This is a genomic window from Streptomyces sp. NPDC034084 (assembly GCF_055575535.1).
Genome location: NZ_JBVISK010000001.1, coordinates 1,151,416 through 1,175,131 on the forward strand (window position 1 = coordinate 1,151,416; position 23,716 = coordinate 1,175,131).

18 protein-coding genes, 1 other RNA gene and 1 pseudogene are annotated in these 23,716 nt (G+C 72.4%); 2 read left to right on the forward strand and 18 right to left on the reverse strand.

The genetic code is table 11. The features are described from left to right. Positions 1-19: 19 nt before the first annotated feature. The 8 genes and pseudogenes from ACZ51I_RS05240 to ACZ51I_RS05275 all read right to left on the reverse strand — a co-directional run bounded on the left by ACZ51I_RS05240 (position 20) and on the right by ACZ51I_RS05275 (position 8,613). Complete coding sequence (locus ACZ51I_RS05240; RefSeq protein ID WP_468871595.1) at positions 20-490, reverse strand: hypothetical protein; 471 nt, start codon at positions 488-490, stop codon at positions 20-22. A gap of 121 nt (positions 491-611) precedes the next feature. Continuing rightward, positions 612-2,915 carry a xanthine dehydrogenase family protein molybdopterin-binding subunit gene (locus tag ACZ51I_RS05245; RefSeq protein WP_468871597.1) on the reverse strand — a complete coding sequence of 768 codons (2,304 nt, stop codon included), beginning with the start codon at positions 2,913-2,915 and terminating at the stop codon, positions 612-614. Continuing rightward, on the reverse strand, positions 2,912-4,243 hold the full coding sequence (locus ACZ51I_RS05250; RefSeq protein WP_468871598.1) for a (2Fe-2S)-binding protein: 1,332 nt from the start codon (positions 4,241-4,243) through the stop codon (positions 2,912-2,914). Before ACZ51I_RS05250 ends, ACZ51I_RS05245 begins: the two co-directional genes overlap by 4 nt. Beyond that, positions 4,240-5,115: an FAD binding domain-containing protein gene (locus ACZ51I_RS05255; protein WP_468871600.1), complete on the reverse strand. Its 876-nt coding sequence runs from the start codon at positions 5,113-5,115 to the stop codon at positions 4,240-4,242. The genes ACZ51I_RS05250 and ACZ51I_RS05255 overlap by 4 nt, the downstream gene beginning before the upstream one ends. Before the next feature lie 224 nt (positions 5,116-5,339). Then, entirely contained in the window at positions 5,340-6,968 is a 1,629-nt protein-coding gene (locus ACZ51I_RS05260) for a beta-N-acetylhexosaminidase (protein WP_468871601.1), read from the reverse strand. A gap of 38 nt (positions 6,969-7,006) precedes the next feature. Then, positions 7,007-7,417 (reverse strand): annotated as a pseudogene (locus ACZ51I_RS05265) (extracellular solute-binding protein); the annotation flags it as partial. Between the two features lie 317 nt (positions 7,418-7,734). After that, positions 7,735-8,022: a DUF3039 domain-containing protein gene (locus ACZ51I_RS05270; protein ID WP_015033918.1), complete on the reverse strand. Its 288-nt coding sequence runs from the start codon at positions 8,020-8,022 to the stop codon at positions 7,735-7,737. 30 nt (positions 8,023-8,052) lie between these two features. Next, positions 8,053-8,613, reverse strand: coding sequence for a YqgE/AlgH family protein (locus ACZ51I_RS05275; protein WP_468871603.1), 561 nt, complete (start codon positions 8,611-8,613; stop codon positions 8,053-8,055). A gap of 279 nt (positions 8,614-8,892) precedes the next feature. Here ACZ51I_RS05275 and murA point away from each other — a divergent pair, with 279 nt between their 5' ends. Further along, positions 8,893-10,233, forward strand: a complete 1,341-nt coding sequence (gene murA, locus ACZ51I_RS05280) for a UDP-N-acetylglucosamine 1-carboxyvinyltransferase (RefSeq protein ID WP_468871605.1) — start codon at positions 8,893-8,895, stop codon at positions 10,231-10,233. A gap of 110 nt (positions 10,234-10,343) precedes the next feature. Here the strand turns inward: murA and ACZ51I_RS05285 are convergent, their stop codons facing one another. From ACZ51I_RS05285 to ACZ51I_RS05310, 6 genes are all read right to left on the reverse strand, one after another. Continuing rightward, positions 10,344-10,625 carry an HU family DNA-binding protein gene (locus tag ACZ51I_RS05285; RefSeq protein WP_015033921.1) on the reverse strand — a complete coding sequence of 94 codons (282 nt, stop codon included), beginning with the start codon at positions 10,623-10,625 and terminating at the stop codon, positions 10,344-10,346. A 312-nt stretch (positions 10,626-10,937) separates the two neighbouring features. After that, positions 10,938-12,362: an NAD-dependent malic enzyme gene (locus ACZ51I_RS05290; RefSeq protein WP_468871606.1), complete on the reverse strand. Its 1,425-nt coding sequence runs from the start codon at positions 12,360-12,362 to the stop codon at positions 10,938-10,940. Positions 12,363-12,749: 387 nt separating this feature from the next. Beyond that, positions 12,750-15,029, reverse strand: coding sequence for a HelD family protein (locus ACZ51I_RS05295; RefSeq protein WP_468871607.1), 2,280 nt, complete (start codon positions 15,027-15,029; stop codon positions 12,750-12,752). 372 nt (positions 15,030-15,401) lie between these two features. Continuing rightward, positions 15,402-16,538, reverse strand: a complete 1,137-nt coding sequence (locus ACZ51I_RS05300; protein WP_468871608.1) for a uroporphyrinogen-III synthase — start codon at positions 16,536-16,538, stop codon at positions 15,402-15,404. A gap of 84 nt (positions 16,539-16,622) precedes the next feature. Further along, entirely contained in the window at positions 16,623-17,978 is a 1,356-nt protein-coding gene (locus ACZ51I_RS05305) for a nitrate/nitrite transporter (RefSeq protein ID WP_468871609.1), read from the reverse strand. A gap of 97 nt (positions 17,979-18,075) precedes the next feature. Then, entirely contained in the window at positions 18,076-19,071 is a 996-nt protein-coding gene (locus ACZ51I_RS05310) for a LysR family transcriptional regulator (RefSeq protein WP_468871704.1), read from the reverse strand. A gap of 86 nt (positions 19,072-19,157) precedes the next feature. Here ACZ51I_RS05310 and ACZ51I_RS05315 point away from each other — a divergent pair, with 86 nt between their 5' ends. Beyond that, positions 19,158-20,429 carry an MFS transporter gene (locus ACZ51I_RS05315; protein ID WP_468871610.1) on the forward strand — a complete coding sequence of 424 codons (1,272 nt, stop codon included), beginning with the start codon at positions 19,158-19,160 and terminating at the stop codon, positions 20,427-20,429. A 50-nt stretch (positions 20,430-20,479) separates the two neighbouring features. On the opposite strand, the gene ssrA is transcribed toward ACZ51I_RS05315, so the two are convergent. The 4 genes from ssrA to ftsX form a co-directional block, all read right to left on the reverse strand. Further along, positions 20,480-20,873, reverse strand: a transfer-messenger RNA (tmRNA) gene (gene ssrA, locus ACZ51I_RS05320). A 90-nt stretch (positions 20,874-20,963) separates the two neighbouring features. Beyond that, a complete protein-coding gene (gene smpB, locus ACZ51I_RS05325; protein WP_468871611.1) occupies positions 20,964-21,503 on the reverse strand; it encodes an SsrA-binding protein SmpB in 540 nt (179 codons plus the stop codon). An 18-nt stretch (positions 21,504-21,521) separates the two neighbouring features. After that, positions 21,522-22,697 (reverse strand): S41 family peptidase, encoded by a 1,176-nt coding sequence (locus ACZ51I_RS05330; RefSeq protein ID WP_468871612.1) that lies wholly within the window; start codon positions 22,695-22,697, stop codon positions 21,522-21,524. A gap of 78 nt (positions 22,698-22,775) precedes the next feature. Next, positions 22,776-23,693 carry a permease-like cell division protein FtsX gene (gene ftsX / locus ACZ51I_RS05335; protein WP_468871613.1) on the reverse strand — a complete coding sequence of 306 codons (918 nt, stop codon included), beginning with the start codon at positions 23,691-23,693 and terminating at the stop codon, positions 22,776-22,778. Between the last annotated feature and the right edge of the window lie 23 nt (positions 23,694-23,716).

The following is a 23,716-nucleotide window of genomic DNA, read 5'->3' on the forward strand; positions in this document are numbered from 1 at the left end:
AAATTCCGTCCGCACCCGCTTACTTGAAGGTGCCGTCACCCTCGGCCGCGCCGCTGCCTTCGCTCTCCGGCGCGGTGCGGCCCGCTTCCTTGTCGGCCTTCTGCTTGGCCTCGTACGTCCGCTGGTGGATGGCGATCATCTTGCGCTTGACGTCGTCGTCCATCTCCTCCATGCCCTTCTTGGAGGCGACGACCGCGATCCCGAGCCCTTCCAGGCAGTCCTTGAGGAGGCCGGAGAGCTCCACCAGCTGGTGAAGGGTCTCGTTGTACGCCGCGTAGGCGTCCTGGGCCTCGGCCCACGCCGCGCCGCCCCCGCCGAACTGGGCACGGGACACCGGATCCGACTTCAGCTTGCCGGCGCTCGCGGGGGAGCCGTTGAGTTCCTCGATGAGCTCGTCGACACGCTGCTTGAACTTCTGCATGGAGTCCGCGCTGTACTTCACGGCCTGCGTCCGCATCCCGGACGCCATTCCCACCATCTCAGCTCGCATGCCCGCGTTCCTCCCCCGGTGAACCACCATGCCGTGTACCGCACAAGTCTAGAAGTTCACTGTAGTCAAGAACGACGACAGTCCGCACCTCCCGGTTGCACAAGCAACGGACATCACACGGTTACGAATTGGGCACGGCGACCGCCGCCTGGGGGCGGATCGGGAGGCGGTTGACCGGGCGGCCCGTTGCCGCTCGCACGGCTGAGGCCACTGCGGCGGGTGAGGTGACGACCGGGATCGCGCTCGCCGCCTTGGCGCCGAAGGGGGCCACCACATCGCGTTCCTCGACGAGTTTCACGATGCGAATGTCCGGGGCATCCAGGGATGTCGGGAGTGCGTAGCCCGTGAAGTCGGGGTGGCGGACCAGGCCGCGGGCCGTGCGGAGGTTCTCCGTGAGGGCCGCGCCGATGCCCTGGGTGACGCCCGCCTCGATGCGGGCGGTCAGCTGGGCGGGGTTGAGGACGCGGCCGACGTCCTGGGCGACGGCCATCTCGACCACGCGTACCGCGCCGAGTTCGATGTCCACGTCCACGACCGCGCGGATCGCGCAGAAGGCGAGGCCCACGAAGGCGTCGCCCTGGCCGGACTCGTCCAGGGGCTCGGTGGGGTGGGGGCGGCACTGGGCGGTGGCCCAGAGTTCCTTGCCGTCCAGCGCCTCCGTCACCGTCGTGGACAGGACGCCGTCGTACGAGGTGATCTTGCCGTCGGTGATCTGGAGCAGCTCCGTCGACATGCCGAACTTGTGGGCCAGCGGCTGGAGAAGCTGCGTACGGACCATCTTCGCCGCCCGCTCCACCGCCCCGCCCGACACCCACGTGTGGCGGCCGTGGGCCGCCGGGCCGGCCGGGGGCTGGTCGGTGTCGACGGGGGCCACGTGAACCTCGTCGACGCCGAGGGTCTCCTGCACGATCTGGCGGGCGAGGGTGGAGAAGCCGGAGCCCGTGTCCACCGCCGAGCAGATCACCGTGGCCACCCCGTCCATGACCCGGACGGTGGCCGTCGACACCTCGTCGGTGCCCTCGGCGCCCAGCATGTGCACCATGCCGAGCGCGTAGCCCACGCCCCGCCGCACCGCGCCCGGTTCGCCCGCGCCCTCGGGGCCGCCCGGCAGCAGCCAGTCGCCCTCCGGGATGTCCTTGGGGAGCGGGGGCAGCGGGAAGTCCCGTACGGCGGCGAGGAGTTCAGCCACCGGGGCCGGGCACGTCACCGTCTGGCCCGTCGGCAGGATGTCGCCGGTCGCCATGGCGTTCCGCATGCGCAGCTCGGCCGGGTCCAGGCCCAGCTTCGCGGCCAGCTTGTCCATCTGGGCCTCGTACGCCGCGCACACCTGCATCGCGCCCTCGCCCCGCACATGGCCGGACGGGGGGTTGTTCGTACGGACCGCCCAGCCCTCCACGAAGGCGTGCGGGACGACGTACGGGCCGCAGGCGAAGGCCACGGCCGCCGCGAGCGACTCCGACGACGAGTCCGCGTACGCGCCCGCGTCGAGCAGGATCTGCGCCTCCACCTTCACCAGGCGCCCTTCCGCGTCCGCGTGGTGGCGGTAGCGCAGGAGGGTGGGGTGGCGGTGGGCGTGGCCGAGGAAGGACTCCTCGCGCGTGGCGGTGAGCTTGACCGGGCAGCCGGTACGCAGCGCGAGCAGGCCCAGCGGGATCTGGAAGCCCGGGTCCTCGCGGTCGCCGGTGGCCCCGGGGACCCCGGTGACGACGAGCTTGACCTGCTCGGACGGCAGGCCGAAGCAGGCGGCGGCGAGGTCGCGGTCGGTGTGCGGGTCGGTGGAGGCCGTGTAGATCTCCACCCCGCCGTCGGGGCGCGGCACGGCGAGGCCGGCCTCGGCGCCGATCGGCGCCGGGTCCTGGCGGCCGATCCGGTACAGGCCTTCGACGACGACCTCGCCCGTCGCCTCCGGGTCCCCGAACCGCAGCGGGATGTGCCGGATCAGGTTCCCGTCGGGGTGCAGCGCCTCGGCCGCGAACGCCTTCTCCGGGTCCGTCACCGGTTCGAGCAGCTCGTACTCGACGTCGATCGCGGCCGCGGCCAGCCGGGCCGTGTCCGGGTGGTCGGCGGCGACGGCCGCGAGGGCCTCGCCGTGGTGCCGGACCAGGTCGGAGGCGAAGACCGGCCGGTCGGCGACCCGGCGCCCGTACGTCGCCGCGCCCGGCACGTCGGCGGCCGTCACCACGGCCCGTACGCCCGGCATCGCGGCCGCCGCCGTCGTGTCGATCGACACGATCCGGGCGTGCGGGTGCGGCGAGCGCAGGATCGCGGCCCAGAGCAGCCCCTCGGCCCACAGGTCGGAGGCGTACGGGAAGGTGCCCTCGGTCTTCGCCCGCGAATCGGCCTGCGGGAGCGAGGCGCCGATTCCGCGCGTGGCCTGCTCCTGGTCGGGGGTGTCCAGAGCCGCGGTCGTCGCGTCGCTGCTCACGCCATGCCTCCGTCGTGCGGGTGGGGAATCTGGTGCGGGACCCGGGCCTCGTGGGCGGCCTCGGGCGCGGTGGCCGCGGCACCGGCCTCACGTTCGGCCACGACGTCCCGGACGGCGTCGAGGACGCCCCGGTAGCCGGAGCAGCGGCAGAGGTTTCCGGCGAGGGCCTGGCGGGTCTCCAGCTCGGTGGGGGCGTGGTTGCCCTCCAGGAGGTCGTGCACGGTCATGCACATGCCGGGGATGCAGAAGCCGCACTGGACGGTGCCGCACCTGGCCATCGCCCGCTGTACGTCGGAGGGCTCGCCGTCGACCGCGAGGCCCTCGACCGTCCGCACCTCGCTCCCGGCGGCGGTCGCCGCGGGCACCAGGCAGGAGGCGACGAGCCGGCCGTCGACCTGCACGTTGCACGCGCCGCACTCGCCCTGCGAGCAGCCGTCCTTGGCCCCGGCGAGGCCGAGGCGCTCACGCAGGACGTAGAGCAGCGACTCGCCGATCCAGGAGTCGGTGACGGGCCGGTCGGTCCCGTTGACCCGCAGGGTGTACGAGGTGTGGGGGTGCTCGTCGCTGTCGGTCGAGGCGTCGGTGGCGAGAGCGGGGGCGGGGACGGCGGCCGGGGCCGCTGCGGCTTCCTCGACGGGGACCGGCTCGGGAGCCGGTTCCGGCGCCGGCTCGGGAGCCGGTTCCGGGGCCATCTCCGCAGCGGGCTCCGGGGCCGGTTCCGGGGCCGGCTCCGCCACGGCCTCGCGAGCCTCCTCCGGTTCCTCCACGGCCTCCGCCGCCGGCTCCGCCCGGTCCTCCTGGAACGCCCACGGCGCCTGCGCGCCCCCCGGCAGCGTCGCCGGTGGCTCGGGGTACGACGCGGGCGCCGGGGCCTCCTCCGGTACGGCCGGAATGTGCCACTGGCCCGTGGAGCCCGGTTCGGTGGCGGGGGGCGCCGCCGCCTCGAAGCGCCACTCCGCCGTCGCGTGCGGGTCCTGCTCCGCGTACTCCGGGTGCTCGACGGCGTTCTCCACGTACGCCGGCAGCTGGAAGTGCTCGGGGCCCCGGAACGGGCCGCCGTGCTCGCCGCCCTCGAAGTACTGCCCCTCCGTCGGGACGTGCGTCGTCCAGGTGCCCGTCGCCGCCGGGTCGGTCGCCGGGGGCGGGGTGAGCGGCTGGAGCGGGGTGATCATCGGCGGTACGTAGCCGTGGCCGGGCGCCTCCAGGGGCACGCCGTCCAGCATGAAGTCGGGCGGCAGCTGGACGAAGGCGGTCGCGTCGCCGTCGTAGCCCTCGCTCTGCGGGATCGGCTCCCAGCCGCCCGTACGGTCCTCGTGCGCGTCGCTCATGCCAGTGCCCTCCCCAGCGCCCGTCGGGCGAGTGCGGCGACCGTGCGCCGCAGGTGCAGTACGGCCGGGGGCAGCTGTTCGTCGCCCGGCGGGTCCGGAATGCAGGCGGCCGCGACGTACTCGCCGAACGCCGCGAGCGCCTCGGGGGCCAGCCCCCGGTCGTTGTCCCAGTCCACCAGCGAGGCGATCCAGCGCTCGGCCTCCAGGGGCCGCAGCGGCATCGGCGCGACGGCGCCGACCGCGCAGCGGACGCCGCGCCGGGCCGGGTCGAGGACGACGGCGACGGAGGCGGTGGCGCGGGCCGGGCCGGTGCGGCCGGTGGCCTTGACGAAGACCTGGGGGGCGTGGAGCAGCGGGACGCGGACGAAGCCGACGAGCTCGCCGGGGGCGAGCAGGTCGCGGCCCGCGAGGAGGTGGGAGACGGGGATCTCGCGGCTGCCGAGCGGCCCGAGGACGACGAGGTCGGCCTCCAGGGCGGCGAGGACGGGCAGCGAGTCGCCGGTGGGCGCGGCGGTGACGATGTTGCCGCCGAGGGTGCCGGCGTTGCGGATCTGGGGCGGCCCGGCCGCGCGGGAGGCGGCGGCGAGGGCCGGGATGAGGGCGGCGAAGTCGGGGCGGCCCATCCGGGCGTGGGTGAGGCCCGCGCCGAGGAGGGCGTGCCCGTCCTGGTACTGCCAGCCGCGGATCTCGTTGATGCGGCCCAGGCCGACGAGTCCGGCGGGGCGGAGCTGGCCCTTGTTGACGGCGGCCATGAGGTCGGTGCCACCGGCGACGGGCACGGCGGCCGGCATGGCGGTGAGCGCCGCCACGGCCTCGTCGAGCGAGGCGGGCAGCGTCACGGACTGCGCCGTCTGTGGTGCGTGCGTGGTCAACCCGCTGCCCCTTCCCGGTGTCCCGGTGGTCCCCGACTGTGCCTGGCCGTCGCGCCTGCGTGTGGGCGTACCGTACGTGCTCACAGGCCGGACGTGGCAACTCTGGCACATCTTCCGAGGTGTCCGGCGCGAGGGTCCGCGAAGGACTGTTGCATCCGGAACGCCCCGGGTGTGACGGTAACTTCCGTTTCGCCGCTCTTGGGGACGGGGGGACGTCGGGCCCCTCACACCCTCGGGGGTGTGCCCTCCAGCGGGCGGCCGGGGACCCCTGGGCGCCGCTGCCACGGGCGGGGTCCGGCGGGCGGGCGGTAGTCGACGCCTAGGGCGTCCAGGCGCCGGTAGTGGGTCTCCATGCGCCGCAGGAAGCCGTCGGTGTCGCGCTCCTCGGGGGCGGGCAGCGCGGACCAGGCGACCTCGGCGAAGGCGGCGAGCCGCGGGAAGACCTGGTAGTCGACGCGGGAGCGGTTCTCCATGACCTCGGTCCAGACGTTGGCCTGGGTTCCCAGGATGTGGGCGGCGGCCTCGGGCCGGAGACCCGGCGGGACGGGCTCGAAGCGGTGGACGTCCTCCAGGGTGCGGACGTATCCGATGGGCATCGGCTCGTCCTCGCCCGGCGCCTGACGGTGGTCCAGGTACACGTGCTGTTCGGGGCACATGACGACGTCGTGGCCGGCCTCGGCGGCGGCGATCCCGCCCGCGTACCCCCGCCAGGACGAGACGGCCGCCCCTTCGGCGAGGCCGCCCTCCAGGATCTCGTCCCAGCCGATGAGGCGGCGGCCTCGGGCGGCGAGCCAGCGGTCGAAGTGGCGGACGAACCAGGACTGGAGCCCGTCCTCGTCGCCCACGCCCAGCTCCTCGATGCGGGCCTGGGCGGCCGGTGAGGCCTTCCACTGGTCCTTGGGGCACTCGTCGCCGCCGACGTGGACGAAGGTGGACGGGAAGAGGTCGAGGACCTCCTCGAAGACGCCCTCGCAGAAGCGCAGGACGGCCTCGGTCGGGGCGAGGACGTTCGGGTTGACGCCCCAGGTGTCCCAGACGGTGAGGGCCGTGGTGTCGACGACGTCGGTGTTGCCGAGTTCGGGGTGGGCGGCGAGGGCGGCCTGCGCGTGGCCGGGGAGGTCGATCTCGGGGACGACGGTGATGTGCCGCTCGGCGGCGTAGGCGACGATCTCGCGGATGTCGTCCTGGGTGTAGAAGCCCCCGTGCGGGGTCTCCGTCCAGAACGGCGAGGCCCGGTGTCCCCACTTGGTGCGGGCCCGCCAGGAGCCGACCTCGGTGAGCCGGGGGTGGCGCTTGATCTCGACGCGCCAGCCCTGGTCGTCGGTGAGGTGGAGGTGGAGGACGTTCAGCTTGTGGACGGCGAGCAGGTCGAGGTACCGCAGGACGCCGTCCTTGGGCGTGAAGTGCCGGGCGACGTCGAGCAGGAGACCGCGCCAGCTGAAGCGGGGGGCGTCCTCGACGGTGACGTACGGGAGTTCCCGGCCGCCGCCCCGCACGGGCGCCCTGCGGTACGCGTCGGGACCGAGGAGCTGACGGAGGGTCTGGGCGCCCCAGAACACCCCGGCGGGCCCACCGCCCTCGATGAGGACGCCCGCGTCCGGGCCGCCGACCGCGAGGCGATAGCCCTCGGGGTGCGCCACGTCCTGGCTGATCCGCAGCCGGATCGCGCGCGGTCCGGCGCCGTCGGCGAACGGCAGCCCGGTGGCGGCGCCGAGGGCGGCGCGGAACCACCGGGCGGTGGACTCGGTGCCGGGCCCGGCGTCGAGGGTCGTCCCCTCGTCGAGCGTGACGTGCCCGGGGGCGTGGTGCTCGGCCGAGAGCGGCGCCGGAATCAGGTCCGGGGGACGGGTCATCGCGTCATCCGGGGGACGGGTCATCACGTCATCAGTCCTTCACCGCCCCGCCCGGTCCCGAGACCAGGCGGCGCTGTACGCGTACGAAGAAGACGAGCACCGATGCCGTACAGCTCGGGCCTGGCCTTGCGGATCTTCCTGGTCGTGGAGACGAGTTCGGCCTGGCTCCTGGGGGCGGTGAGGCCGAGGTCCCGGAAGACGTCGGTGCGGTAGTAGAGGGCGCGGGCGCCGACGAAGAGGGGGGCGCCGTAGACCTTGCCGCCGACGGTGACGGACCGCCGGGCGGTGGGGTCGGTGTCCTTGGCCTCGTTCCAGGCGCCGAACTCGGCGGCGATGTCGGCGGGTCCGCCGTCCTTGACGTATCCGGCGGTGTCGGTGTTGCCGTACTCGATGAGGTCGGGCGTGGAGGCGGTGGCGGTCAGGGCGGCCAGCAGGAGTGCGGCGGCGGTGACGGGGGTCCCCCTGCTCGGGCGAGGCCGAGTGCTCGGGGGAGGGCAGGAAGCTTCATGGCGGATCCCCTCCGGATGCGGGCGTTGCATCCTGCGCAATGAGCGTTTCGTTCTGCACAACACGCGTGAGGTTAGGCGCGCTCCGGGCGGGGCGGCAAGAGGTCTCGACCACCTCGACCACTCCGTGACCGGCGAAAGCGTTCCGCGCAACGGCCCCCGGGAGGCGGGCGGGCCCCGTAGCCCCCGCAGCGCGAAGCGGCCCCCGTCGGGCGTACCGAAGTACGCACGACGGGGGCCGCCCCCGACGTCAGGACCGCTTACTTGTCCTTGCCGCCCTTGTCCTTGTCGCCGCCGCCGGCGCCCATGGAGTCGTAGATCTCCTTGCACATCGGACAGACCGGGTACTTCTTGGGGTCGCGCCCCGGTACCCAGACCTTTCCGCACAGCGCCACGACGGGGGTGCCGTCGAGGGCGCTCGCCATGATCTTGTCCTTCTGGACGTAATGGGCGTAGCGCTCGTGGTCGCCGTCACCGTGGGACACCTGCGGCGTCGGCTCGACGAGGGTTCCCGTTCCTGCCCCGCGCTCGGGCTCGAGAGTGCTCATAACCGCCAAGGGTACTGAAAGGCGGGGGCCTCAGTTGAGCGACGGGTCGTCGGGATACGTCGCGATCATCGCGAGTTCGCCGCGCTGCCGTCGCAGCACCTGCCGCCAGAGCGTCTCCGGCCGGGGAGAGGAGACGTCGCCGGGCTCGGACTCGACCACGTACCACGCGCCGTCGCCGAGCTCGGTCTCCAGCTGGCCGGGGCCCCAGCCGGCGTACCCCGCGAAGATCCGCAGCGAGCCGAGGGCCGGTCCGAGCAGCTCGGGCGGGGCCTCCAGGTCGACCAGGCCGATCGCGCCGTACACCCGCCGCCAGCCGAGGGGACCCTCGTCGCCGGGGATCACGGCCACGCCGAGCGCCGCGTCGAGCGAGACGGGACCGCCCTGGAAGACCACGCCGGGTTCCCCGGCGAGTCCGGCCCACGGGGCGAGGATGTCGCCGACGGTCACGGGTGTGGGCCGGTTGAGGACGACGCCGAGCGAGCCCTCGTCGTCGTGGTCGAGCAGCAGGACCACCGCGCGGTCGAAGTTCGGATCCGCCAGCGCGGGGGTGGCCACCAGCAGCCGTCCTGTGAGGGAGGACACCTCGGTCATGCGACACATGATCCCGCATCTTCGGCGTTCGCGGAGGGTTGTCGGACGGGAAGCGGGGAACGCGGGCACCACCGTGGTTCACGCACGACCGGGCCGCGGCGCCCGGCCGCATCGCGGAGTCAAGCGGACCGTAACGCTCCGCAAGATCACGGGAACAGAGGGTGTTGTGCCGAATTCATTACATCTGACAGGCCCCCCAAGGCATCCGATCGGGGTCTCATGGCCCCTTACCCTTTTCTCTGGCCACCCGTCGGACCCCACTTTCGGAACGCGAGATTCATGACCGGCACAGACGATGTCCTGCTTGTCCACGGCGGAACCCCGCTGGAGGGCGAGATCCGCGTCCGCGGCGCGAAGAACCTCGTGCCCAAGGCGATGGTCGCCGCCCTGCTCGGCAGCGGCCCCAGCCGCCTGCGCAACGTGCCCGACATCCGTGACGTCCGCGTGGTCCGCGGGCTGCTCCAGCTGCACGGAGTGACGGTCCGCCCGGGCGAGGAGCCCGGCGAGCTCGTCCTCGACCCGACGCACGTCGAGTCCGCGAACGTCGCCGACATCGACGCCCACGCCGGTTCGTCGCGCATCCCGATCCTCTTCTGCGGTCCGCTGCTGCACCGCCTCGGCCACGCCTTCATCCCGGGCCTGGGCGGCTGCGACATCGGCGGCCGGCCCATCGACTTCCACTTCGACGTGCTGCGCCAGTTCGGCGCGACCATCGAGAAGCGTGCGGACGGGCAGTACCTGGAGGCCCCGCAGCGCCTTCGCGGTTGCAAGATCCGCCTTCCGTACCCCTCGGTCGGCTCGACCGAGCAGGTGCTGCTCACGGCGGTCCTCGCGGAGGGCGTCACCGAGCTGTCGAACGCGGCCGTGGAGCCCGAGATCGAGGACCTGATCTGCGTCCTGCAGAAGATGGGTGCGATCATCTCCATGGACACCGACCGGACCATCCGGATCACCGGTGTCGACCGTCTCGACGGCTACACCCACCGGGCGCTCCCGGACCGCCTGGAGGCGGCCTCCTGGGCGTCGGCGGCGCTGGCGACCGAGGGCGACATCTACGTGCGCGGCGCCCAGCAGCGCTCGATGATGACCTTCCTCAACACGTACCGGAAGGTCGGCGGCGCCTTCGAGATCGACGACGAGGGCATCCGCTTCTGGCACCCGGGCGGCTCGCTCGACGCGATCCACCTGGAGACGGACGTGCACCCCGGCTTCCAGACAGACTGGCAGCAGCCGCTGGTCGTGGCCCTGACGCAGGCCTCGGGCCTCTCCATCGTCCACGAGACGGTGTACGAGTCCCGGCTCGGCTTCACGTCCGCGCTCAACCAGATGGGTGCTCACATCCAGCTGTACCGCGAGTGCCTGGGCGGCTCCGACTGCCGCTTCGGCCAGCGGAACTTCCTGCACTCGGCGGTCGTGTCGGGCCCGACGAAGCTCCAGGGCGCCGACCTGGTCATCCCCGACCTGCGGGGCGGCTTCTCGTACCTGATCGCGGCGCTCGCGGCCCAGGGCACCTCCCGGGTCCACGGCATCGAGCTGATCAACCGCGGCTACGAGAACTTCATGGAGAAGCTCGTGGAGCTCGGTGCCAAGGTCGAGCTGCCGGGCAGCGCGCTGGTCTAGGACACACGGGCCCGGGCGCCACGCACGGCGTCACGGGCCCGTACGGACGCGAACGAAAGGGCGGCCACCCCCTGACAGGGTGGCCGCCCTTTCTGCGCCTCTAGGCTGCCTTACTTGCCCTTGGCGGCTTCCTTGAGCTTCGAGCCCGCGGAGACCTTCACGCTGTAGCCGGCCGGGATGTCGATCGGGTCGCCGGTCTGCGGGTTACGAGCGGTGCGAGCGGCACGGTGGGTGCGCTCGAAGGTCAGGAAGCCGGGGATGGTGACCTTCTCGTCACCCTTGGCGACGACCTCACCGACGGTCTCGGCGAGCGCGGCCAGCACGGCGTCGGCGTCCTTGCGGGTCACCTCGGCGCGGTCGGCCAGGGCGGCCACCAGCTCACTGCGGTTCATGTTGTTACTCCCGTGTTCTTCTTGCCTGTGAGGCGTGCCACGCGGCGGAAGCCGCGCGATTGGGTACAGCGCAGCCGATGCTGCCAGGGCCCTCGGACAGTCCCCGGACCCGGGTCAAATGACAGACCCTCGCGCCCAAACACGCATCCTGCCCCCACCAGCGGCGGGAACGCCAATCCGGCACCCCCGCGGGTCACACGAAAAGCGCCCGAGCCCCGTGGTGGTGACGTTCTGTCGACGCCGCGAAACCAACACGGAGCCGAAAAGCCACCCTAAAGGCGGGTTTACGGCTCCGCGAATCGCGACGCGCCGTCAGCGCCCGGCCGGTGCCGCGCCCGCCGCCTTCGCCGCGTTCCGGACCGCTCCGGCGACCGCGCCGGCGACCTTGTCGTTGAAGACCGACGGGATGATGTAGTTCGGGTTCAGCTCGTCCTCGGAGACCACGCCGGCGAGGGCGGAGGCGGCCGCCAGCATCATCTCCGTGTTGACCGTACGGGACTGGGCGTCGAGCAGACCGCGGAAGACACCCGGGAAGACCAGCACGTTGTTGATCTGGTTCGGGAAGTCCGAGCGGCCGGTGGCGACGACGGCGGCCGTCTGGCGGGCGGCGGCCGGGTCGACCTCCGGGTCGGGGTTCGCGAGCGCGAACACGATGGCGTCCTCCGCCATGGCGGCGACGTCCTCGGCGCCGAGCAGGTTCGGGGCCGAGACGCCGATGAACACGTCCGCGCCGACGACGGCCTGCTTGAGGGTGCCGGTGACGCCCTCGGGGTTGGTGTTGTCGGCGATCCAGCGCAGCGGCGAGTCGGCCGGGGCGTCCACGAGGTCCTCGCGGCCCGCGTGCACGACGCCGTGGATGTCGGCGACGACGGCGTGCTTCACGCCCGCCGCGATCAGCAGCTTCAGGATGGCCGTACCGGCGGCCCCCGCACCGGACATGACGACCCGTACGTCGCCGATGCCCTTGCCGACCACGCGCAGGGCGTTGGTGAGGGCGGCGAGGACGACGATGGCGGTGCCGTGCTGGTCGTCGTGGAAGACGGGGATGTCGAGGGCCTCGCGCAGCCGGGCCTCGATCTCGAAGCAGCGGGGCGCGGAGATGTCCTCCAGGTTGATGCCGGCGAAGCCCGGCGCGATCGCCTTGACGATCGCGACGATCTCGTCGGTGTCCTGGGTGTCGAGGCAGATCGGCCAGGCGTCGATGCCGGCGAAGCGCTTGAAGAGGGCGGCCTTGCCCTCCATCACGGGCAGCGCGGCCATCGGGCCGATGTTGCCGAGGCCGAGGACGGCGGAGCCGTCGGTGACCACCGCGACGGAGTTGCGCTTGATGGTGAGGCGGCGGGCGTCCTCGGGGTTCTCGGCGATCGCCATGCACACGCGGGCGACGCCCGGGGTGTAGATCATGGAGAGGTCGTCACGGTTGCGGATGGGGTGCTTCGACGCCATCTCGATCTTGCCGCCGAGGTGCATCAGGAACGTACGGTCGGAGACCTTGCCGAGGACGACGCCCTCGATGGTGCGCAGCTGCTCGACGATCTCGTCGGCGTGCGCGGTGGAGGTCGCGGCGATGGTGACGTCGATGCGGAGCTTCTCGTGGCCGGAGGCGGTCACGTCGAGGCCGGTGACGGATCCGCCGTGGGACTCCACCGCCGTGGTGAGCTGGGAGACCGCGGTTCCGCTGGCGGGAACCTCCAGCCGGACCGTCATCGAATACGAGACGCTGGGCGCCGTTGCCATGGCCGAGTTCCTCTGCTTTCCCTGAGCTTCGTTGCTACGCCGCCCCGGCTGGTTGCCTGGCGGCGCCCTCCGATGGTCGCACCTACCCGCCGGTAGCCGGTAATGCGGTCATTTTGTTTTCGGAAAGTAGTTTCCACCATACGAGAAGCTCTGGGCAAACAGAAGAGGCCCCCGTCACCGGAGGTGACAGAGGCCTCAACTTCGTACATACGTCTAAGTGGCACCGACCCGCCATGCTCGCCTCGCGGCAAGTGGTCCCTCTGAGGGACGAAGGTTGGGCCCGGGGGCTTGGATCGAGCCGGTGCCACGACAAGGCTAACAAACCACCCTGGCTGGTGATTCCAGCGCCACAGGTTGACCTGAAATCGGCGGTCGCGCCCCGCCCGGTCAGTCCCGCAGCAGGTCCGGCACCCCCGCCTCGTCCGGCATGTCCCGGACGCCCGAGAGCACGGTCAGGGCCTGCGTGGACCGGGTCAGGGCCACGTACAGCACCCGCAGGCCGGCCGGGGACTCGTCCGCGATCTCCGCGGGCGAGACGACCACCGTCGCGTCGTACTCCAGGCCCTTCGCCTCCAGGGAGCCGAGCGCCACGACCCGGTCGCCCAGGCCGGCGAGCCAGCGGGCGGCCTCCGCGCGCCGGTTCATGGCGACGACGACACCGACGGTGCCGTCCACCTCCTGGAGCAGCCGCTCGGCCTCCAAACGTACGGTTCCGGCCAGATCGGCCTTCTCCGGGACCGATACGAAGCGGGGCTCGACACCCGTCGAGCGGACCGCGCGCGGCGATTCCTTGCCGGGCATGGCGAGGGCGAGGACCTTGGCGGCGAGCTCGGCGATCTCCGCCGGGTTCCGGTAGTTCACGGTGAGCTCGAAGCGACGCCGCGGCCGGGAGCCGAGCGCCTCGTCACGGGCCTCCGCGGCCTCGTCCGGGTCCGACCAGGAGGACTGCGCCGGGTCGCCCACGACCGTCCAGGTGGCGTGCCGGCCGCGCCGCCCGACCATCCGCCACTGCATGGGCGTCAGGTCCTGGGCCTCGTCGACGATCACGTGCGCGTACTCCGTGCGCTCCGCGGCGAGCCGCTCGGCCCGCTCCCACTGGGTCTCCTCGCGTACGGGCATCAGCTCCTCGAGGCCCGTGAGCTGGTCCAGCGGGTCGTACTCCCGCTTCTTGCGCGGCCGGGCCGGCGCGCCGATCAGGGTGCTCAGCTCGTCGAGGAGGGCGACGTCGTGGACGGAGAGCTCCCGGCGGCGCAGGGAGCGGGCGAGCCGCCGCACCTCGCCCTGGTTGAGGATCCGGCGGGCCCAGCGGCCGAGCCGCCGCTCGTCGGCCATCGCGTCGAGGACCTGACGGGGGGTGAGCTCGGGCCACCAGGCGTCGAGGAACGACAGGAACGAGTCCTCGGTCGACACGTCCTCGTCGAAGGAGGAGCGGAGCTCGGCGGCGAGTTCCGGGTCGCTGTGCCGGCCGACGGCGCCGGACCTGGCGTACAGCGCGTCGAGGAGGAGCCGGCGGGCGCGCGGCCGGAGCAGGTTGACGGGGGCGGTGCCGCCGAGGACGTTGTGCCGGATGCGGCGGAGCTCGTCGGCCTCGAGTTCGAGCCGCCGCCCGAAGGCGACGACACGGAGCAGCTGCGGGGCGTCCGGGCTCTCCAGGGCGCCGCGGGCGGCCTTGCGGAGCACGTGGAGCATCCGGGAGGAGCCCTTGATCCGGGCGACGGCCGGTTCGTCGTAGGCGGTGGCCTCGGCGCCGTCGACCAGCGAGCCGACGGCGCGGATCGCGACCTGGCCCTCCTCGCCGAGGGAGGGCAGGACGCCCTCGGTGTACGAGACGAGCAGCGGGGTCGGGGAGACGATCAGGATGCCGCCCGCGTACCGCCGCCGGTCCTGGTAGAGCAGGTAGGCGGCCCGGTGCAGGGCGACCGCCGTCTTCCCGGTCCCCGGCCCGCCCTCGACGTACGTCACGGAGTTGGCGGGCGCGCGGATGACGAGGTCCTGCTCCGCCTGGATGGAGGAGACGATGTCCCGCATGGTGTGGCTGCGGGCCTGGCCGAGGGCGGCCATCAGGGCGCCGTCGCCGATGACGGGCAGCTCGCACCCGTCGAGGGTGGCCCGGAGCTCGGGGCGCATGAGGTCGTCCTCGACGCCGAGGACCTGGCGGCCCTTGGAGCGGATGACGCGGCGGCGCACGACCCGGCCGGGGTCGACGGGGGTGGACCGGTAGAACGGCGCGGCGGCGGGCGCGCGCCAGTCGATGACGAGCGGGGCGTAGTCGGAGTCGAGGACCCCGATCCGCCCGATGTGGAGGGTCTCGCCGATCTCGGCGGTGTTGTCGGGGCGTACGGCGTCCTCGGCGGGCTCGACGGACGTGTAGGCCCCGTCGGGACCCTTCTTCCCGTCCTTCCCGTACAACAGGTCGATCCGGCCGAAGAGGAAGTCCTCGAACTCGTTGTTGAGCCGATTGAGGTGGATGCCGGCCCGGAAGACCTGGGCGTCGCGCTCGGCGAGCGCGCCGGGCGTGCCGACCTGGCCCCGCTGGGCGGCGTCGTTCATCAGGAACTCCGCTTCGTGGATCTTCTCCTCCAGACGGCGGTAGACCTGATCCAGATGTTCCTGCTCGACACCGATCTCACGGTCTCTGACCGTGTCCACGGCTTCCTGCGCGGCCACCTAAGGCCCCCTTCTCACGTGCACTGGGCAGCCGTCGAGCGTACGCCACCGGGGGCCACCGTGTCAGGCGAGCCCCGGTTCGCCCCGCGAACCCAGCGCCCCGCGCCGTGTGGACGCCCACGGGATGGCGCCCATGGCGGCGCCTCCGCCTTCCGCGCCTGGACCCGCACCACGAGCGGCGGCGCGAACGCGGTGCGGGTCAGGGCGCGGGAGCCTAGGCCCGACAAGGGGCGCCGGAACGACTGCCCGCAACGGGGGTGGGCGAGGGCACCGCCCCGGCTGACGGCCGCCCGCAACGGGGTGCGCGGGTGGGCGCCGTCCCGGCGGAACGGTGCCCCGCAACCGGGGCGTAGGAGGCGCGCCGCCCGCGCGCTAGCCGTCGTACTTCTCGGCCGTCGACGGGTCCAGCGCCAGCCGGTACCCCCGCTTCACCACCGTCTGGATCAGCTTCGGCGCGCCGAGCGCCGAGCGGAGGCGGGCCATCGCCGTCTCCACGGCGTGCTCGTCGCGCCCCGCGCCCGGCAGCGCCCGCAGGAGGTCGGCGCGGGAGACGACCCAGCCGGGCCGGCGGGCGAGGAGGCCGAGGAGGGCCATCCCGGCGGGCGGGACGGGCCGCAGGCCGCCGTCGACGAGGACCGCGTGCCCGCGCACCTCCACGCGGTGGCCGGCGACCGGCAGGACCCGCGAGCGGGCGGGCAGCTCCTTGCAGAGGAGCTGGACGAGCGGCCCGAGCCGGAAGCGCTCCGGCTGGTACGTGTCGATGCCCTCCGCCTGGAGCGGGAGGGCCGTCACGGGCCCCACGCAGACCGCGAGCACGTCGTGCCGGAGCGCGGCGACGAGTTCGTCCCGTACCCCCCTCTCCTCCGCGCGGGAGAACAGCGAGGCGGCGGCCGGAGCGCTGGTGAAGGTCACCGCGTCGAGCCCGCGGGAGAGCGTCGCGTCGAGGAGCCGGTCGAGCGGCCCGAGGTCCTCGGGGGGCATCCACCGGTAGACGGGGACGCCGACGACTTCCGCGCCGCCCGCCGTGAGCGCCTCCACGAAGCCCGGCAGCGGCTCCCCGTGCAGCTGGAGTGCGATCCGCCGGCCCTCGACGCCCTCCGCGAGGAGCCGGTCGAGGACCTCGGCCATGGACTCCGAGGAGGGCGACCAGGACTCGGTGAGCCCGGCGGCCCGTACGGCTCCCTTGACCTTGGGGCCGCGGGCGAGGAGCTCGACGTCCCGCAGGACGCGGAGGAGTTCCTCCCCGCACCCCCAGCCCTCGGCGGCCTCGACCCAGCCCCGGAAGCCGATCGCGGTGGTGGCGACGACGACGTCCGGGGCGTGGCCGATGAGTTCCTTGGTGGCGGCGAGGAGTTCGGTGTCGTCGGCGAGCGGCACGATCCGCAGGGCCGGCCCGTGGACGACGGCCGCGCCGCGCCGCCGCAGCAGCGCGATCAGCTCGTCGGCGCGTCGTGCCGCGGTGACGCCGATCGTGAAGCCGGCGAGGGGGCCGTGTTCTTGCTCGTCCATGGGTCCAGAGCCTGACGGGGACGCGTGACGGTCCGGGTTCGCGCGTATTTCCTGGTCGTTACGGTCCGCGCCGGGCATCGGGGATCACACCCGGGCGTAGCCGGACCGGGGCTCCGCCTCCGTGACCGCCTCGGCGGTCTCGGGGACGGTGGCCGTGCTCCGAAGGTATACCGCCCAGGTGACGACCATGCAGGCCGCGTAGAAGACGAGGAAGGCGACGAAGGCGGCGGTGCCGGTGCCGGCGGTCTGGAAGGACTGGCGGAAGGCGAGGTTGATGCCGAGGCCGCCGATCCCGCCGACCGCGCCGATGACGCCCATGGAGGCGCCGGAGAGCCGTCGTCCGTAGGACTCGGCGGCCTGGCCGGAGAGGCCCTTGCGGTGGCCCTGGGCGAGGAAGATCGCCGGGATCATCTTGAACGTGGAGCCGTTGCCCAGGCCGCTGAGGACGAAGAGGCCGGTGAAGCCGACGAGGAAGACGGCGAGCGACTCGATGACGGAGGCGTAGATCACCACCGAGGTCGCGGCGGCCATCGCGGCGAAGGTCCCCAGGGTGATGCGGGCGCCGCCGTACCGGTCGGCGAGGGAGCCGCCGACGGGCCGGATGAGCGAGCCGAGCAGCGGGCCGATGAAGGTGAGCGAGGCGGCCTGGAGGGGGGTGCGGCCGAACTGGGTCTGGAGGACCAGGCCGAAGGCGAAGCTGTAGCCGATGAAGGAGCCGAAGGTGCCGATGTAGAGGAAGGCCATGATCCAGGTGTGGCGGGCCGTGGCGGCCTCCTTGAACGCTCCGGTGTCGTTCTTCACGGGGGCGAGGTTGTCCATGAACAGCGCGGAGCAGACGGCGGCGACGACGATCAGCGGCAGGTAGACGCCGAGCACGATCCTGGGGTGTATCGCTCCGGCGGTGCCGATGACGAGGAGGCCGACGAGCTGGACGACGGGGACGCCGATGTTGCCGCCGCCCGCGTTGAGACCGAGGGCCCAGCCCTTTTTCCGCAGCGGGAAGAAGGCGTTGATGTTGGTCATCGAGGAGGCGAAGTTGCCGCCGCCGACGCCGGTGAGCGCCGCGACGAGGACGAAGGTGCTGTACGAGGTGCCGGGCTCCATCACCGCGAAGGCGAGGCCGGTGGGCAGCAGGAGCAGCAGGGCGCTGAAGACCGTCCAGTTGCGGCCGCCGAAGCGGGCGACGACGAAGGTGTACGGGATGCGGATCAGCGCGCCGACGAAGGTGGCGGTGCCGATCAGGAAGAACTTGCCGGCCGGGTCGACCCCGTACTGGGGGCCCATGAAGAGGACCATGACCGACCAGAGGCTCCAGACGGAGAAGCCGATGTGCTCGGAGAAGACGGAGAAGAGCAGGTTCCGTCGTGCGATCCGCTCTCCCTTCTCCCGCCAGAAGGTCTCGTCCTCCGGTTCCCAGCGTTCGATCCAGCGGCCAGCCATCTCGCACCTCCACGACGTCGGATCCCTGATGCGACCGACGCTAGGAAGGGCGCGTTTCAGGGCGGTGCCGTGAGGTGACGGTGGCGGAACCTTGCTCTCACCCGGCGCGCGGCCCGTCTGTGAGCGCCCCCGGCGCGGGGAGTCCCGCCTCCCCCTCCGGCAGCCAGGCGCCCGGCGGCCGGGTGAGCCACCCCTCGCGGGCGCCCAGCTCCGCGGCGGCCCGGCGCAGGGCGTCCAGGCCCGGGTGGCGGAGTCCCTTGCGCCACACCAGGCTCACGGGTGACAGGGGGACGGGGTCGACGAGGGGCCGGATCACACAGTTCGGCATGGGTGGGAAGTCGACGACCGCGAGGACCGGGTTGCGGTGCTTGGCCATGAGCCGGCGGAACTCCTCGTGGCCGATCGCGAGCGGCGCGGGCGGGGCGATCTCGATGTTCCGGCCGGCGAAGAGGCGGGCGGCGAGGTCGGTCCACTCGGGGGTGCGGTCGTTCCCGGCCCCGGCGTAGATCCGCTCCCCGGCGAGCCGGGCGAGCGGCACCTCGGGCAGGCCGGCGAGCGGATGGTCCTCGGGGAGGACGACGGCCATCGGCTCGTACCGGACGAACTGGGAGTCGAGTCGCGCCCTGAGCCGGGCGTCGAGTCCTCCGTACCGGCCGAAGGAGGTGTCGATCCGGCCGGTGAGGATGGACTGCACGGCGCCGGTGAGTCCGCTCTCGTAGCGGGCCATCAGCTCGTGTTCCGGGGCGAGTTCACGGGCCCGGAGGAGGATGCGTTCCTGGACGAGGTCGGGGCTGTTGAGGTCGACGAGGAGAGGCCGGGGCGCGGCCCGGAAGGCGTCGCTGAGCTCGTCGTGGGCGGCCAGCACCCGTCGGGCGTACGGGAGGAGGCGCTCGCCGTCGGGGGTGAGGGCGACCTGCCGGGTGGTCCGCACGAAGAGGTCGGCGCCCAACTCCCTTTCCAGGCGCCGGATGTCGCGGCTGAGGCCCTGCTGGGCGAGGTAGAGGCGGGCGGCGGCGCGGGTGAAGTGCAGCTCTTCGGCGACGGCGGTGAAGGCGCGAAGCAGGCGGGGGTCGATGTCGTACGAGGAGGTCACCACCGCCGCATTCAACAACACAGGTGCGTGAATCGCCACCGAGTAGGTGTTGGACCGGCGGGGGCACGCCGACCGAGCCTTGGGACATGCCCCAACCGGACCTCATCCTCACCCCGCCGGGCCCGGCCCCCGCCCTCGCCTTCACCCCCGGGGGCCCGGCCCTCGCCCCCCGCTACCGCGAAACCCGCCGCACGCCGCCCCCGGGGCCGTACCTGCGGCTCTTCTCCCACCCGGGCACGCGCGCCTTCACCGCCGGGAACCTGATCGCCCGGCTGCCCATGGGCATGTTCGGCGTCAGCGCCGTCATCATGATCGCGGCGGCGTACGGCTCCTACGCCCTGGCCGGCGCGGTCACCGCCACCGGCCTCGCCGTCGGCGCCGTCACCGGCCCGCTGATCGCCCGGCTCGTCGACCGGTACGGCCAGGCCAGGGTCGCGGTCCCGGCCACGGCCTACGCGGTCCTGGGCCACCTCGTCCTGCTGCTCTGCGTCCACGAGCGGGCCCCCGCGTGGGCGCTCTTCCTCACGACCGCGGCCACCGCCACCACCCCGAACACGGGCGGCATGTCCCGGGCCCGCTGGGCGCACCTCTTCCGGGACGACCCGGCCGCGCTGCACACCGCGAACGCCTTCGAGCAGGCGACCGACGAACTCTGCTTCATGGTCGGCCCGGTGCTCGCCGCCGTCCTGTGCTCAGCGCTCTTCCCGGAGGCGGGCACGCTCACCGCCGCCGCCCTCTTCCTCGGCGGCGTCCTGATCTTCGCCACCCAGCGCTCCACCGAGCCGCCGGTCGCCCCGCGCACCGCGGCGGGCTCCCCGCTGCGCGCCCCCGGCATGGCGCCCCTGCTCGCGGTCTTCCTCGCGACGGGAGCGGTCTTCGGCTCCATGGAGGTGGTCACCCTCGCGTACGTGGACGGTCCCGTCGCGGGACCCGTCCTCGCCCTCCAGGCCGCGGGCTCCGGCGCGGCGGGCCTGCTCTACGGCCGCGCCCGGCGCACGGTCCGCCTGCGCACCTGTCTGGCCGCGATGGCCGTCCTGATGACGATGCCCCTGCTCGCCGCCTCGACGGGCTCCCTGCTCGCCCTGGCCGCCGGCCTCCTCGTGGCGGGCGTGGCCACGGCCCCGACGATGGTGACCGGCATGGGCCTGGTCCAGCGCCTGACGCCCCCGGGCCGGCTCAACGAGGGCATGACCCTCGCCGTGACCGCCCTCCTCGCGGGGATCGCGGCCGGCTCGGCCACGGGCGGCTGGGCCGCCGACCACGCGCCGTTCGCCTCGTTCGGCTTCCTGATCCCGGCGACAGCGGCGACCCTGGCCCTGACCCTGTGCACGACGACGGGCACAGGACGCCGGGCATGACAGAGGCCCGGCGGTCGCGAACGACCACCGGGCCTCTGCCCACATGGGATGAGTGGAGATGGCGGGAATCGAACCCGCGTCCAACGGTGCAGAATCAGGGCTTCTCCGTGTGCAGTCTGGTGCGAGTTTCTCAGCCCTCCGGATCACCCAGACAAGTCCGGAACGGGCTCAGTCACTGTTTGATTTCCCCCTCACCCCCGTGACCGGGGCGAGAGGTTTAGATCCCTAAATGACGCCAGGATCCGGGTCGGGACCATCCCCGGGCTGACGCTCCTCACAGAGGCTTCTGTTCGTTACCTAAAATTAGGCAGCGAGGGCGAAGCGGGAGTTATCGCTCTTGGTGTTGGCGATTATTGGTTGCGACATATGGTTTACGAGATCATTGCCGCTTCCTCGACACGCTTCCCACTGCTTCGACATCCGCTGTCGAAACCGATCATCCCCATGTTGTTTTTTCAAGGCGCGCACCCTCGGTGGGGTGCGTGACCCATCGTACGTGACCGACGGGTGCGGTCGCCAGCGTATTACCCGGAGCTAGGCGCTCTGCGCCGCCCGCTGCTTCCGCCGGGCCGCCGCGATCGCCCGGTTCGTCTCGCGCGTGTCCTGCTTCTCCCGCAGGGTCTGGCGCTTGTCGAACTCCTTCTTGCCCTTGGCGAGCGCGATCTCGCACTTGACCCGGCCGTTCAGGAAGTACAGCGCGAGGGGCACGATCGTGTGACCCGTCTCCTGCGACTTCGACTCCAGCTTGTCGATCTCGGCACGGTGCAGCAGCAGCTTCCGCTTCCGCTTCGCGTGGTGGTTGGTCCAGCTGCCCTGCATGTACTCGGGCACGTGGATGTTGTGCAGCCACGCCTCGTGGCCGTCGATCTGGACGAAGCCGTCGACCAGCGAGGCCCGGCCCATGCGCAGCGACTTCACCTCGGTGCCCATGAGCACCACACCGCACTCATAGGTGTCGATGATGTGGTAGTCGTGCCGCGCCTTCTTGTTCTGCGCGATGAGCTTGCGCTCCGGCGCCTTGTCCTGGTTCTTCTTGGCAGGCTTGCCCTGCACGTTCACGAGTCCCTTTGCCATAGTGCGGCCATTTTCGCACTACGAGCCCCCTCCGAGGCCACTCAATACCGTTCTCGCCCGTTCCTCGGCCCGCTCCCCCGCCGCCAGGTCCGGTGTGATGCCGCGGCCGTCGACGGCGTGCCCGGCGGGGGTGCGGTAGTGGCCGACGGTCAGCTCGGCGACCGAGCCGTCCGGCAGCGCGCTCGGCATCTGGACCGAACCCTTGCCGAAGGTCCGCGAGCCGACGGTGACCGCGCGGCCCCGGTCCTGGAGGGCGCCGGTGAGCAGCTCGGCCGCGCTCATCGTGCCCCCGTCGATCAGCGCCACCAGGGGCCTGCCGGTGTCGCCGCCGCCCTCCGCGTACACGGCGCGCTGCTCGCCCTCGACGTCGTACGTGGCGACGAGCCCGCCGTCGAGGAAGGCGGAGGCGGCGACGGCGGCCTCCGAGACCAGGCCGCCCGCGTTGCCCCGCAGGTCCAGGAGGACTCCGGCGCCGGCCGGGGCGGCCCGTACCGCCTCACGCACGCGCGTGCCCGCGCCCTTGGTGAAGGCGGCGACCCGGATCAGCACGGCCCCGTCGTCGAGCCGGCGCACGGTCACCGGGTCCGTCGCGAGCCGGGCCCTGCGCAGGGTCTGCGTCCAGGCGGCGCGGCCGCGCTCGACCCCGAGGGCGACGGCCGAGCCGGGGACGCCGTCGCCGCGCAGCAGGGAGACGACCTCGGAGACGGAGAGCCCGTCGACCGGGCGACCGTCGACGGAGACGAGCCGGTCGCCGGTCCGCAGCCCGGCCCGCTCGGCGGGACCCCCGGCGCGCACCCGCGTCACCCGGACCCCGCCCGCGCCGGCCCGCCCGGCGGAGAGCCCGACCCCCGTGTAGGCGCCGTCGAGGGCCTGCTCGAACTCGGCGTACTCCTTCTTGTCGTACACCGCGCCCCAGCGGTCGCCGCTGCGGCTGACGAACTCCTCGGCCGCCTTCTTCCCCGACTTCCCGTCCGCGATGGCCGCGGCCGCGGCCCGGCTGAGCGCGGCGCTGTCGACGGTCGAACCGCCCGGCGTACGGGCCGGGGACGGCCGGTGCGCGCCCGCGGACTCCTGACGGGGCAGGGAGCCGGTGACGGCGCCGGTGGCGAGGACGCCGGTGAAGACCAACGTCAGAACGGCCCCACGGATCACTCCGCGGGGCCGGATACAGAGATCGTCGGTGCCGGCCGGCATGCCGCCCACTCTAGGACAAGGCGACGGCGCCGCACGGCCTTTGGCCGTACGACGCCGCCCACCGGCACCTGTGTCTTGTCACACTTTCAGGTACTTGCGCAGCGCGATGAAGGCGGCCACGGCGGGCATGAGGAGCCCGATGGCGATCACCAGCGGCAGCTTGGCGAGGACGGCGTCCCAGCCGATGAAGTTGACCAGCTGCATCTTCTCGGCGAGTGCGATGCCGTGGTCGATCAGGAAGTACCGGCCGACGAGCAGCAGCACACAGGCGACGGCGCCGCCGAGGAGTCCGGCGAAGGCGGCCTCCATGATGAACGGCATCTGGATGTAGAAGCTGGACGCGCCGACGAGCCGCATGATGCCGGTCTCGCGGCGGCGGCTGAAGGCCGAGACACGGACGGTGTTGACGATCAGCATCAGCGCGATGATCAGCATCAGGCCCATGACGCCGAGAGCGGCGATGTTCATGCCGTTCATCAGGTCGAAGAGGTTCTGCAGGATGTTCCGCTGGTCCTGGACCGACTCGACGCCGTCCCGGCCGGCGAAGGCCGTGGCGACGACCTTGTACTTCTCCGGGTCCTTGAGCTTGACCCGGAACGACTCCTGCATCTGGTCCGGCGTCACCACGGAGGCGATGGCGGTGTCGCCGTACTGCTCCTTGTAGTGCTTGAACGCCTGGTCGGCCGTCTCGTGCTGGACGGACTCGACGATGTTCATCTCCTTCAGATCGGCCTCGATCTGCTCCTTCTGCTGGCTGGTGACCGCGCCCTTGGAGCACTTGGCCGCCGTGGCCGCGTCCGCCTTGTTGCAGAGGAAGATGGAGACGTTGACCTTGTCGTACCAGTAGTCCTTCATCGTGCTGACCTGCTCGCGCATGAGCAGCGCACCGCCGAAGAGGGCGAGCGAGAGGGCTACGGAGACGATGACGGCGAAGGTCATCGTGAGATTGCGCCGGAGACCGACACCGATCTCGGAGAGCACGAACTGAGCGCGCATGGGTCTGCTTTCTCCTACTCGCT